The organism is Gemmatimonas sp. (genome assembly GCF_031426495.1).
Lineage (GTDB): Bacteria > Gemmatimonadota > Gemmatimonadetes > Gemmatimonadales > Gemmatimonadaceae > Gemmatimonas.
The window spans coordinates 14643-27303 of sequence record NZ_JANPLK010000084.1; the positions used below are offsets into that span (position 1 = coordinate 14643).

Here is a 12661-nt window from a genome sequence, read left to right on the forward strand (position 1 = left end):
TACACTTACCACATGGAGTCTGCTGTGCGGGGCGGCACGAGCGCCCCGGTCTGCTCCACCCGCCTTTTCACTGCCGACATGCCCGAGTCCACGCCCGCGCCCGACCGGCGCAACTTCGTCGCCAAGGCCGCCTCGATTATCGTGGGCGGCCTCATTTCCGTGGTAGCGCCCGTCGCCGGGCTGTTCACCCTGTTCGATCCGCTCCGGCGCAAAACCGATGCGCGCGGCCTCGTCCGCGTGGCGTCGCTCGCGTCGCTGGAGACCAACGGCCAGCCGCGCAAGTTCCCCGTGCTCGACACCTTGGTCGATGCGTGGAACAAGACCGAGAACGTGCCCGTGGGGTCGGTCTACCTGCAGCGCACCGGGGACGCCACCGTGCGCGTCCTGAACTCGGTGTGCCCGCATCTCGGATGCTCGGTCGGCTACAACGCCAGCACGCGTGGCTACTTCTGCCCGTGTCACCGCAGCAGCTTCACGCTGGACGGAGCGATTGCCGATCCAAAGAGCCCGAGCCCGCGCGGCATGGATGAACTGGAGGCGGTGGTTCGTGACGGAGAGGTCTGGGTACGGTTTCAGAACTTCCGCAAAGGCTCCCCCGACAAGATCGCCGTCTGATGGCCGAGCAGCCGAATAACGAACGCCCGCGTCTTAGTTCCTGGCTCGACTCGCGCACCGGTTACAAGGGGTTGTTGCACGAAGCGCTCTTCGAGAACGTCCCTGGCGGTGCGCGCTGGCGCTACGTGTGGGGCAGCACGCTGTCGTTTTTCTTCGTGGTGCAGGTCATCACGGGCGTGTTCCTGTGGATGTCCTATAGTCCGAGTTCGCAGACGGCGTGGGAGAGCGTGTACTACATCCAGCACCAGATGCTGGGCGGCTGGTTCCTGCGTGGCTTGCACCACTTTGTTGCGCAGGCGATGACGGTGTTGCTGGTGCTGCACCTCATGCAGGTCATCATCGATGGCGCGTACAAGGCGCCGCGCGAGATGAACTACTGGTTCGGTGTGGTGCTGCTGATTCTGGTGCTGGCGCTGTCGCTCACGGGATACCTGTTGCCGTGGGATCAGAACGGCTACTGGTCGACGGCGGTGTCCACCAACATCGTGGGCATGAGTCCGGGCATCGGCCAGTCGCTGCAAACAGTGGTGGTAGGCGGCGTAACCTACGGACACCTCACGCTCACGCGCTTCTTCGCGCTGCACGCCGGCGTGATCCCGGGGCTCATCATCGTGCTGATCGTGGGGCACGTGTATCTGTTCCGGAAACACGGGCTCACGCCCAAGCAGCCGCTCAAGGGTCCCGATCAGGGCTTCTGGCCCGAGCAGGTGCTGCGTGACGCGGTGGCCTGCCTCGCTGTCCTCGTCGTCGTGCTCTTCTTCGTGGTGCGCGAGCAGGGTGCCCCGCTCGGTGCACCGGCCGATCCGGCCGAGCAATTTTCGGCGGCGCGCCCCGAATGGTACTTCCTGTTCCTGTACCAGTTTCTCAAGTACTTCCCAGGCAACACGGAAATCATCGGCGCCATTGTGCTGCCCACGCTGGCGCTCGTGGTGCTCATGGCGATGCCCTTGCTCGGACGCTGGAAGCTCGGCCACCGCTTCAACGTCGGGTTGATGTTCGCGATGTTGGCCGGTGCGGCGTTGCTCACCTGGCAGTCGATGGCGGCCGATGGGAAGGACGCCGAGTATCAGGTGGCGCAGTCCGTCTCCAAGCGGGATGCCGCACGCGCGGTGGAGTTGGCGAACGCCGGCGTGCCGATCACGGGTGCGCTCACGCTGATGCGCAATGACCCGTACACGCAGGGACCACGCATCTTCTCGCGCAACTGCGCGTCGTGTCATCGCTACGACGGGCACGATGGCATGGGGAACGCGCTGCCGAAGGATTCGATTTCGGCCTCCGACCTGAAGGGGTACGGCTCCCGCGCGTGGGCGCAGGGGTTCCTCAACGCGGACACGATTCTCACGATGCGCTACTGGGGCGGCACGATCCACACCGAAGGCGACATGTCGGGGTGGCTGTCGGATCACATCCCGGAAACGGACGAGGAGATCGCGATGCGCCGCAACGTGGTGCTGGCCCTCTCCGCGCAAGCAGCGCTGCCGTCGCAGGCGGTTCTAGACCGGAAGGACAGCGCACAGATTGCCATCGGTACGGCGTTCATGCGGAACACCAAGAATGGGTGCGCCGAGTGTCACAAGTTTCAGGGTGTCGGCACGGACAGTCCGGAGCTCGATGGATGGGGTTCACGCGAGTGGATGGTCGCGTTCGTGAACGACCCGACGCATCCGCGCTTCTTCGGCCGCGACAACGATCGTATGCCGTCCTACGGCACCGAGAAGAGCCTCAGTCAGCGTGAGATCGAGATGGTGGTGGACTGGATCAGGCGGGAGTGGTACACGCCGAAGACGGCGGTGGCGCGGCGGTAGCGGGCGCGCGTGGTACGCATTCGTTGCTTGGCGCACCGCCGCTGTCCACCCAATCGGCGGTAGGACCACAGGCGACAGCGCACCACCGGCCGAGGCCACGCCGACGGTCGAGGTGGTGCAGCGCGGTCTCGATTCAACACTCGCCGCCGGTCGAACGGCGACGAGGGCCGCTACGAGCTCGGCACTTGCTGCGGCGTACGCGCGCATAGGCGGCGCGTTGGAGATGATCTGACGCACACCGGAGGCGCTGCCGCTGCTGGAAGCGGTACTGGCTGCCGGCGAGAAGCAAGGCAGATTGCGCGGACTGCCCAGTCCGCAACTGTACCTCGGCGAGGCCTACGCGGCTCACGGCGATGCTGCGGGAACTATTCGTACACTTCAATGGGAAGGGACACGCGCGCGAGGCCGCACTGACCAAGGCCAACCAGAACCTCTCCGCAGTAAACGAAGCGCTGCGCACTGCGAGCTGTGGCAGGCGGAGTGGGACGAGTCACACTGATTTGCGGCGTCGTGCCGTACGTCTACGGACCACGTGGGATCTCCATGCGCCGTTGCTTCGCCGTCTGTCCGTTGTCGGTGAGCTTCTTGCCTCCCACCTCTTCGTGAAAGGGCTGCAGTGCGCCTCGGTAGCCAAACACGGCGCATTGCCTGTAGTCCTTGGCCCAAAGGTGCCGGGAAACTTCCGTGGCGAAATTCGGATCGCCCTCGCCGCTATGGCAATTGTAGCACTTGATCTTTCCGCTAAAGGTCGGTCGCAGGCCCGATTCGATCAGTCGATTCACGACCTCCTTGGCCTTCAGCGAGAACTTGACGTCAGGGACGCCAATCAACGCCTTGAGCTTCTTGTTCATTTTCGCAGGATGTAGTGGCTCTCCCGATTCATCGAGGTTGGCGTGATCGAACACCCCCGCGAATCCGGTCAAGCTGTGGCCCCGGATGTACACTTGGCCCGCATCGTTCAGGCCGGCGAGCACAGGGCTGATGAACCCCGGCTTGTAAAAGAGTGAGTGCACTGAGTGCGGTCCCACGTAGCGTTCCTTCCACGCGCGATTCTTGTCGGCGTAGTCGTGCCCGGGCGCATTCGACGACTCGCTTTGCAGGTTGAACGGCACGAACAAGACGCGGATGGACATGGACGCTTTTGCTGTATGGTGAGTGTCGCGGCTGGATAAGTCTGCAGCTGCTGTGGGTTCCGCGCGAGGGGCTGCAGAATGGGCTCAGCTCAGGTGCAAACGACGGGATGCCACCCGTCGCGTTCCGCGGGCGTTCTCCCGGCGATAGGTTCTACCATTCCCCTTTCTGGAGCTGCCACATGTGCCGTTCGCTTTGCCGCGCCGTTGGTCGCTATTCGACGGCCATCGTCGTCGCGATGGTCTCCGCCGCGACCGCATCGCCCGGGCAATCGACTTCAGCGGCGGGCGCTTCGGACACGGTGCTCTCCATCGAAAAGCCGCGCAATCCTTTGCCGGCCGAAGCCGCCAGTGCGAAGGTGTCGCGCTTCTCGTTCATCGCCTATGGCGATACGCGTGGTCGGCGCGACGGCGTGAATGAGCAGTACGAACATGGGCTGGTCGTCGAGTCGATGCTGCGAACCATCAAGAGCATGGAGTCCGGTCCCGAACCGGTTCGCTTCGTCTTGCAGAGCGGTGACGCGGTCGTGAACGGTCGCGATCCGAAGCAATGGAACGTCAGCTTCATCGGTCTGATCAATCGACTTACCACCACCGGCGGCGTGCCCTACTACCTGGCGCCTGGAAATCACGACGTGACATCGGCGGCCGAGCTGAGCGCGCCGGGGCGGCTGGTGGGGCTGCAGAACTATCTGCGGGCCATGGGTCAGCTCATCCCTGCCGACGGTGCGACACGACGCCTCACCGGGTATCCGACCTACGCCTTCGGCTACGGCAATACGTTCGTGATCGCCTTCGACTCCAACATTGCCGAGGATTCGACACAGCTGGCGTGGGTGCGCGCTCAGCTCGAAGGACTTGATCGCAAGCGCTATACGCACGTCGTCGCGTTCTTTCACCACCCTGCGTACTCATCCGGTCCGCATGGTGGGTCGACGATCGAGCGTCCAACGATGGCGGTCCGTGCGCACTACATGCCGCTGTTTCGCAAGCACCATGTGCAATTGTTGTTCACCGGACACGAGCACTTCTTCGAGCATTTCGTCGAGCGGTATCGCGACGTCGCGGGAGTGCCGCGTCGCATCGATCACATCGTGAGCGGCGGTGGTGGCGCCCCGTTGTACACGTATCAGGGTGAACCAGACCTCGGCGCGTATATGCGATCATCCGGTGTGGATTCCGCGCGCGTGACGCACCTGGTGCGGCCGGGTAGCAAGGCGGGGGACAATCCCTATCACTTCACCGTCGTGCACGTGGACGGTGAGCGCGTGTGGTTGGAGGTTGTCGGCGTGGACTGGGGGGCCGGGTACGCGCCGTATCAAGGCAACCGGAGCATCCTGGGGGATACCCTGGGGCGGCGGGACTGAGAAAGGGTCCGAGAAAGAAGGAGGCAGGGGTCACGTTCAAGGGGTCCACGTTCAAGGGGTCAGAGTCGTTGAACGCCAGCGTTCAACGACTCTGACCCCTTGAACGGACCGGCCGACACAGGTCGTGCATGAGTGTGCCATATTGCCCGTCATGCCTGCCGCCTCAGTCGTCGCGCCCGTGAGTGCCACCCCATGAACGACACGCTCGCGCGCCTCTCGGCGGCGCTCGCCGACCGCTACCGCCTCGACCGCGAGCTCGGCGCCGGCGGGATGGCCACCGTGTATCTCGCGCACGACATCAAACACGATCGTGATGTCGCGATCAAAGTGCTGCATCCCGACTTGGGCGCAGCCCTCGGCGCCGACCGGTTCCTGAGCGAGATCCGTACCACGGCGCGCCTGCAGCATCCGCACATTCTCCCGCTGCTCGATAGCGGTGAGGCCGACGGGTTGCTGTACTACGTCATGCCGCTCGTGACCGGCGAAACGTTGCGCGCGCGGTTGGAACGCGAGAAGCAACTACCCATCGCCGACGCCGTGCGCATCGCTCGCGAAGTGGCGAGCGCGCTGGATTACGCGCACCGGCAAAGCGTTATCCATCGTGACATCAAGCCGGAGAACATTCTCCTGCACGATGGCAGCGCACTCGTGGCGGATTTTGGTATCGCACTCGCTGTGCAGACGGCTGGCGGCCAGCGCATGACGCAGACCGGGCTCTCGCTCGGCACGCCGCACTACATGAGTCCCGAGCAAGCGATGGGCGAACGCGCCATCGATGCGCGCAGCGATGTGTACGCGCTGGGCGCGGTGACGTATGAAATGCTGTCGGGTGAGCCACCGTTCACGGGCCCCACCGTCCAAGCCATCGTGGCGAAAGTGATGAGTACGGAGCCGGTGTCCATCGTCTCCCTGCGCAAAGCCGTTCCCGCCCATGTGGCTGGGGCGGTACACGCGGCATTGGAAAAGTTGCCGGCCGATCGCTGTGAAAGTGCAAAGTCGTTCAGTGACATGCTCGCGGATTCCCGCGGAGCTTTCACGGGCCCCACCGCCTTCACCGGCGCCGAGCCCATCTCGCCGCCGCGAGCATCCCGCGTGGCGCTCACCGCAGCCGTGATGGTCGCCGTGGCCAGCCTTGGCCTTGCCGGGTACGCCTGGCAGCGCGCCGGATCGCGGGCCTCTGAGCCCGTGGTACCTCTTTCGCTCGACGTGCCCAATGCGCGGCCCGATCTCGCCCGCTTCGCTGTCTCCGGCGATGGGACCCGATTCGCATTCAGTACCGACGAAGGCCTCGCCTACCGTGGTCCAGGACAGCGCGAATATCGGGTGCTCATCGGTACCGATGCGGGCGAGTCGCCGTCCTTTTCGCCCGACGGCGACTGGATCGTCTACAGCGCCAACGGATTGCTGCGCAAAGTCGCGGTTGCTGGCGGGGCACCGGTGGCGCTGGTCGCCAATGATTCCCTGCGCACCGGTCGCGTGAATTGGGGCGACGATGGCAGCATCGTGTTCGAGACGAACGCGATGCTCGCGGTGCTCCCAGCGAGTGGCACACTGCGCCTGCTACCCAAGGCGACGGACGCCGAGCAACCGCGGCTCACGCCCGATGGGCAGGGCATTCTCTACGTTGACAATCGGCAGCGCGCGAAACTGATGTACTATGACCTCGCGATTGATTCAGCCTTTGTCGTCATGGAGGGTGCCGCCGAAGCACAACTGTTGCCAACGGGACACCTGATTTACGGCTCGACCGTCAGTGGCCTTTACACGGTGCGATTCAACGCCGCGCGTCATGCGATCGACGGAACACCCTCGCCGGTCGTGCTCGACATGCAGGCCAACGGCGGCGTTGCGCCATACGTCGTGACGCGAAGCGGCACGCTGGTCTATCGCGCCGGCGTGGATGCAGAGTCGCGACTGTTGATCCGTCAGCCAACGGGAAGAACGGACACGCTTCCCCTTGCGCCCAAGGTGCTGAGCTATGCGCGGTTCTCGCCTGATGGACGATCGTTGGCGCTCACCATCGGTGCGGCGCGCGGGATAAACCGCCACACGGCGATTTATGACTTCAACGTCGGTACGCTCACCCGTATCACGCAGCAAGGCGGCGCGCACGCACCGATCTGGTCGCCGGACGGCACGCGCATTGCGTTCACCGCGGAGAGCCCGATCACCGACGCCGAGGATCTCTTCGTGCAGCCGGTCGACCAGAGTGCACCGCCGGTCGCCGTGGTGCGCCTGCCGAACGACCAACACGCCAGCGAGTGGCCGGTCGACTCGATGCTTGTCTTCTCGAACAACACCGGTGTGCGAACGCTGGGCGCCGCCCTCAGCGGCGGCAGTGCGGACATCGTCAATCCCAACCGGAAGTCGGCCGCGAAACCGTTTCTCCGCGCGGCGTGGGGTGAGTACGATGCCGCGATTTCTCCCGACGGCAAGTGGGCCGCGTTCACCTCGAGCGAGTCGGGGACGCCTGAGATTCACGTGCGCCCGTTTCCCTCGTCATCAGCAGGAGGGAACTGGAAAATATCGTCGGGCGGCGGACAACGGGCACGATGGTCGGCGGACGGCCGCACGATCTTCTACCAAAGCACCGATGCGACGTCCATCCGCGTCAGCGCCGCCGCGACGTCCATTCGCGCGACCAGGATCAGCGTCGGTCCGTCGATCAGTGTGGGTACGACCGAGACGGTGATGCAGGGGAGAGCGTTCGGCACCGCATGGGATCTGGACCGCGCCACGGGCCGGATCGTCGTCACGGAAACAGTACTCAACGCCGGTGCGCGCATTGTTGTCATGCAGCACTGGCTGGACCAGTTCCGTCGCCAGCAGGCGCGCACGCCGTGAACACTGCCGACACCCTCGCGCGCCTCTCGGCGGCGCTCGCCGACCGCTACCGCGTCGATCGCGAACTCGGCCAAGGCGGTATGGCGACCGTGTATCTCGCGCACGACATCAAACACGATCGTGATGTCGCGATCAAAGTGCTGCATCCCGACTTGGGCGCGGCACTCGGCGGCGACCGGTTCCTTAGCGAGATCCGTACCACGGCGCGCTTGCAGCACCCGCACATTCTGCCACTGCTCGATAGCGGTGACGCCGATGGGCTGCTGTACTACGTGATGCCGCTCGTAACGGGCGAAACGCTGCGCTCGCGATTGGAACGTGAACGCCAGCTCCCGATCAATGATGCCGTGCGCATCGCCCGCGAAGTCGCGAGTGCACTCGACTATGCGCACCGCCAAGGCGTGATCCACCGTGACATCAAGCCGGAGAACATTCTCCTGCACGATGGCAGTGCGCTCGTGGCCGATTTCGGCATCGCCCTCGCGGTGCAATCCGCCGCCGGCCAGCGCATGACGCAGACCGGCTTGAGCCTCGGCACGCCGCAGTACATGAGTCCCGAGCAGGCGATGGGGGAACGCACCATCGATGCGCGCAGCGACATCTACGCGCTTGGTGCCATGACGTACGAAATGCTAGCCGGCGACGCGCCGTTCACCGGCAGTAGCGTGCAAGCAATCGTCGCCAAGGTGCTGAGTGAGAAGCCGACATCATTGCGCACGCTGCGAGACACCGTGCCACACCACGTGGAGCAGGCGGTGTTCACCGCCTTGGCGAAGTTGCCCGCTGACCGCTTCGAGAGCGCCAAGTCCTTCGCTGACGCGCTGCTCACCACCGGAGGTCAGCCGCCGGCAGGCGGTGCCGCTGACCGCGCGCCAGCAACGCGTGCGGCCGGCAGCACCGGTTGGAAGGCCGTGGCGGCGGTGTTGGCCGTGATCGCGGTGGGCGCTTCCGGCTTCGCCGCGTGGACCCTCTCCCGGGCGAGCGCCGAGGTGCGAGATGTGGGCTTGCCACCCACATCGCCGCTGCGCATGGAAGACACGTACCGCAACTTCGCGGTCGCGCACGACGGCACGTTTCTCGTGTACGAGGCAAAGATCGGCGAGTCGTCGCAGCTCTGGTATCGGAGTCTCGCCGGCAACGATGCGCACGTGATCGTCGACACCGACGGTGCGCTGGGCACACCACGCATTGCGCCCGACGACCAGAGCGTCGCGTTCCTGTCGGGTGGCACGATGAAGGTCGTCAACCTCGCCAGCGGTCAGGTCACCGCGGCCGGGAGCGCCACCGATCCGCATGGCGGCAGCTGGCTGGCGAACGGCCGCGTATTCTTTTCGTCAGACGATGGTCGCACCTTGCGCTTCCTCGATCCCGGCACCGGGTCGACGCGCACGGTCCCGATGTCGTACTGCGTCATGCCGGAATTGCTGAACGAATCGGAGGTGCTGTGCGGCGGCGGCGCAAACAAGTTTGCGACCGTGGTTGGACTCTCGCCACCGAACCCGAAGCGTTTCATTCGACGTGCCGGTACCGCGGCAGGCCCCTCCCTCCTCCTTGGCGCGGACTTCCGCATCGTCGACGACCAGTACGTCGTGTATATGGGCCTCGATGGCTCCATCTCCGCCACCAAGTTCACCAACCGTGACTCGCTGATCGTCGGTCGATCCGTCTCGCTCGTTGCACAGGTCCGCCGCACCGCGTACACGGGCGGTGGACAGTTCGATCTCGCGCGCAACGGTGCGTTGGTCTACGTGCCTGGTGTCAACGCCGAGGTGGGCCGCGTCGTGCGTCGACCGCTCGGCAGGTCCGCCGCACCGTTCGCGATGGACCCTGCGGCCTTTCTGCGTTTCACGCCAAGCCCCGACGGGCAACGGATGGCAGCCGTGGTGCAGGGTGTGCAATCACAAGAGCTCAGGCTCTACGACCTGCGCAAGGGCACCCACGAAACGCTCGATCAGGCCCTGTATCTCAGTAGTGCATCCTGGAGTCCGGATGGTCGTCGACTGGTCTATCGCAAGTACGACTTCGATGACCCCGACACTGAATCACTGATGCTGCGTCGCGTGGACTCGCCCGAAGCGCCGCGCGTGCTGCTCACGAGTAAGATCCCGATCGGCATGGTGCCGTCGTCGTATCTCGACGACAAGTTCCTGCTCATTGGTGTCGGAATGACCGGAGGCACCGGCATGATCATTGATCCGACCACTGACCCGGCGCGTGTCGATACGCTGTCACTCCTCTCCAACTTTGTTTCCATCTCACCTGATCGGAAATGGATCGCGTACACGCCGCAGGGAGCGACCGGAGTCAGCGTGCAGCCGTGGCCGGCCATGGACCGCAAGTACACCGTAGACCTGATGGGTCGCGAGCCACTATGGCACGGCGCGAACGAGCTGGTCTACTTCTCGTATGTCGACGACAAGGGCGTGCCGAGCCAGACGTTCAATCGCGTGCGCGTGGATGGTCCTGCCGATTCACCCGTTGGTTCCCGCGAGGTGCTGTTCACCGATCCGCGTTTCGTGGACACGCCGGGGTGGTCGCATGCCCTGATGCCTGGTGGCGATGTCGTCTATTTGCAAGCGACGGCGGAGAATCTGGGCTACTACGTGCGTGTGATTCCCGGCTGGGTCGCGACGATGAAGCGCGCAGTCGATGCGGCCAACAAGTAGGTAGCACCGTCGGCGATTGCGGGTTTCTCTGCCGAAGAGTCGGCGGCAGTCAACGCGCTACGCAGCTTTCGGAGCGCGGACCGAGCTCTCGTTTTCACAGTGCCGAGCGGTAGACCAAGCTGTCCTGCCACGCTTGCATGCGAGGCGCCGCTGAGAAACGACAGTTCGATGACCTCACGCTGCTCAGGTGGCAGTAGTCGCAGCGCACCGTTGAGTCGCGCTTGCAGCTCTTCGTGCAGCATGGTGTCGATCACCGATGCGCCACAGCTATGTGCGGCATCGCCATCGGCCCGTTCGAACGAGGACGCGGTGCTGGCGCGCTCGTGTGCCATGAGGCGACGGGTGCGGCTCCGGATGCAATCCAGCGCGCGACTCCGTGTGATCGTTAACAGCCAGGTTCGAACGGACCCGCGACCGGCGTCGAATGTACCCGCGCTCCGCCAAGCCTGAGTGAAGGCGTCGAGGACGACCTCCTCGGCGTCGGTCTGCTCCCCAACCAGCGTCAGCGCGAGCCCGAAGAGTCGCGGACTGTATTCGTCGTAGAGTCGCGAAATGGCCCGTTCGTCACCGTCCGCCATCCGCCGGACCAGCGCGGCGTCCTCGCACATTGCTGATTCGTACTCCACGCTATTCCTCCTTCCGGCAAGTGCAGGGCTGACACGGGCGTTTCACCGTGTGAGCGGTGCGCCGGGCGCGCTCGTTCCTCACGCCTGACCGGACTGTGGGCTAGTTTTGTCCTGCGGTACATAGTGACTCTCGCTACCTCATTTCCCCGGCATTTTGGCGCGAATCGCACTGCAGCCTGAGCTCGAGAGTCTTCGGAAGGCCGACGAGATCTACGCCGGCGTGGTGCACCTGTCAGGACGTCGCTTCCAGCACGATACCATCCCAGATATGGACGGCTTCGTGCGGGAGGCGGAACTCCTGATGCGTGGGGTGAACAGTGCCGACGTGGTTCTGGGCATCTTCGACCACAGCCGCTACAACCCGGTGCTCGAAGTCGGCGATCGTCACTTCTGGGGTCCACTGCCGGAGGTGAGCCAAGAGGAGCGGATGCGTCTGCTGCTGGCCCTGCTGGACGCGGACTTCGGCGCGTTCCCGTCCGATTCGGTGAAATGGTTTTCGCGGACGCTGGGAGAGCTCACATTCGACGAGCGGCAGAACTTCGAGATTTTCCACTGCGGCATCGCCTACACGCGCAGCGACGGACGACCGATCCGACTCTTCTCGAAGAGCGTGCCGATTCACTACACCGCGGAGCGGCAGTTCACGTTTTCGTTCAACTACGCGCAGAACGTGCACCACCTGCTGAAACCGAGTTTTCGCGACTATTGGATTCGCGTGGCCTACGGCGCGCGCGGCGATATGGTGCAATCCATGCACTCCGCCGAGTCGAAGGATGCCGGTCCGCGCGATCTCCTGTCGTCGCGGGAGAAGCAGATTCTGGTGCAGATTGCCGCCGGCATGGAAACCAAGGACATAGCCGACAAGCTCGGGATCAGCGTCAACACGGTCGGGAATCACCGCAGCAACATGGTACAGCGACTGGGCGCGCGCGACACGACGGCCTTGGTGCAGCTGGCGAAGATGGCCGGCTTGATTTAGGCCGGGCGCCGCCGCCGAGCGAATCGGTGTGCCATGTTGCGCGGTGTTGTCTCCGGCCACGCCGTTCGCGCGAGCGTATCCACTCACGCCCGATCCTCAATGCACGCGACTCTCCTCCTCGGTCCCTACGACCCCGCGTGGCCTTTGCGGTTCGCTGCGGAGGCAGCTCGCCTGCACCCGGCGCTCGGGGCGGCGGCACGGGCCATCGAACATGTGGGCAGCACCGCCGTGCCGGGCCTCGACGGCAAGCCGGTGCTCGATATCGCGATTGCCGTGGCCAACTATGCGGACGCCGATGCTTGTATTGCTCCGATGCAGGCGCTCGGCTACGAGTATCGCGGCCCATATGGGGACGATCCCCGTCGTCGCTACTACGTGCGCGACGATGACGCTGGCGTACGCGTTGTACACGTGCATTTGTACGTGCTACCGGCGACGGCGTGGCAGCAGAAGCTGGCGTTTCGCGACGCGCTGCGGGCCGATCCGGCCCTGGCGGCGGCGTACGCGGCGGAGAAGTACCGCGTGGCCGAGTCGGTTGGTTGGGGCAAAGCTGCGTACTCACTCGCCAAGGGGCCGTTCGTGCAGCGGGTGCTGGCGACGCTGTTCCTGCCGGAGCGCTAGTCCAT

At 64.5% G+C, this 12661-nt stretch carries 9 protein-coding genes; 7 read left to right on the top strand and 2 right to left on the bottom strand.

The genetic code is table 11. The annotated features are described in order from the left end of the window. The first annotated feature begins 12 nt into the window (after positions 1–12). Both RMP10_RS22100 and RMP10_RS22105 read left to right on the top strand, forming a co-directional pair. Positions 13–615 (top strand): Rieske (2Fe-2S) protein, encoded by a 603-nt coding sequence (locus RMP10_RS22100; protein WP_310572239.1) that lies wholly within the window; start codon positions 13–15, stop codon positions 613–615. Beyond that, positions 615–2423, top strand: a complete 1809-nt coding sequence (locus RMP10_RS22105) for a cytochrome b N-terminal domain-containing protein (protein WP_310572240.1) — start codon at positions 615–617, stop codon at positions 2421–2423. Before RMP10_RS22100 ends, RMP10_RS22105 begins: the two co-directional genes overlap by 1 nt. A gap of 521 nt (positions 2424–2944) precedes the next feature. Here RMP10_RS22105 and RMP10_RS22110 read toward each other — a convergent pair. Further along, complete coding sequence (locus RMP10_RS22110; protein WP_309672705.1) at positions 2945–3556, bottom strand: hypothetical protein; 612 nt, start codon at positions 3554–3556, stop codon at positions 2945–2947. Between the two features lie 179 nt (positions 3557–3735). On the opposite strand from RMP10_RS22110, the gene RMP10_RS22115 reads away from it, so the two are divergent. From RMP10_RS22115 to RMP10_RS22125, 3 genes are all read left to right on the top strand, one after another. Beyond that, entirely contained in the window at positions 3736–4920 is a 1185-nt protein-coding gene (locus RMP10_RS22115) for a metallophosphoesterase (RefSeq protein WP_310572241.1), read from the top strand. 192 nt (positions 4921–5112) lie between these two features. After that, a complete protein-coding gene (locus RMP10_RS22120; protein WP_310572242.1) occupies positions 5113–7764 on the top strand; it encodes a protein kinase in 2652 nt (883 codons plus the stop codon). Next, the gene (locus tag RMP10_RS22125) at positions 7761–10430 is read left to right on the top strand and encodes a protein kinase (protein ID WP_310572243.1); all 2670 of its coding nucleotides are present in this window, start codon (positions 7761–7763) and stop codon (positions 10428–10430) included. Before RMP10_RS22120 ends, RMP10_RS22125 begins: the two co-directional genes overlap by 4 nt. On the opposite strand, the gene RMP10_RS22130 is transcribed toward RMP10_RS22125, so the two are convergent. Further along, positions 10364–11056 carry a sigma-70 family RNA polymerase sigma factor gene (locus RMP10_RS22130; RefSeq protein WP_310572244.1) on the bottom strand — a complete coding sequence of 231 codons (693 nt, stop codon included), beginning with the start codon at positions 11054–11056 and terminating at the stop codon, positions 10364–10366. The two genes, RMP10_RS22125 and RMP10_RS22130, sit on opposite strands and share 67 nt — an antisense overlap. 154 nt (positions 11057–11210) lie before the next feature. Between RMP10_RS22130 and RMP10_RS22135 the strand changes: the two genes are divergently transcribed. Further along, a complete protein-coding gene (locus tag RMP10_RS22135) occupies positions 11211–12035 on the top strand; it encodes a helix-turn-helix transcriptional regulator (protein ID WP_310572245.1) in 825 nt (274 codons plus the stop codon). A 99-nt stretch (positions 12036–12134) separates the two neighbouring features. Beyond that, entirely contained in the window at positions 12135–12656 is a 522-nt protein-coding gene (locus RMP10_RS22140) for a GrpB family protein (protein WP_310572246.1), read from the top strand. The last annotated feature ends 5 nt before the right edge of the window (positions 12657–12661 follow it).

Bases quoted from the DNA above. Each gene is read 5' to 3' on its own strand.
- RMP10_RS22100 (WP_310572239.1), top strand. From the start codon at position 13: ATGGAGTCTGCTGTGCGGGGCGGCACGAGCGCCCCGGTCTGCTCCACC.
- RMP10_RS22105 (WP_310572240.1), top strand. From the start codon at position 615: ATGGCCGAGCAGCCGAATAACGAACGCCCGCGTCTTAGTTCCTGGCTC.
- RMP10_RS22110 (WP_309672705.1), bottom strand. From the start codon at position 3,556: ATGTCCATCCGCGTCTTGTTCGTGCCGTTCAACCTGCAAAGCGAGTCG.
- RMP10_RS22115 (WP_310572241.1), top strand. From the start codon at position 3,736: ATGTGCCGTTCGCTTTGCCGCGCCGTTGGTCGCTATTCGACGGCCATC.
- RMP10_RS22120 (WP_310572242.1), top strand. From the start codon at position 5,113: ATGAACGACACGCTCGCGCGCCTCTCGGCGGCGCTCGCCGACCGCTAC.
- RMP10_RS22140 (WP_310572246.1), top strand. From the start codon at position 12,135: ATGCACGCGACTCTCCTCCTCGGTCCCTACGACCCCGCGTGGCCTTTG.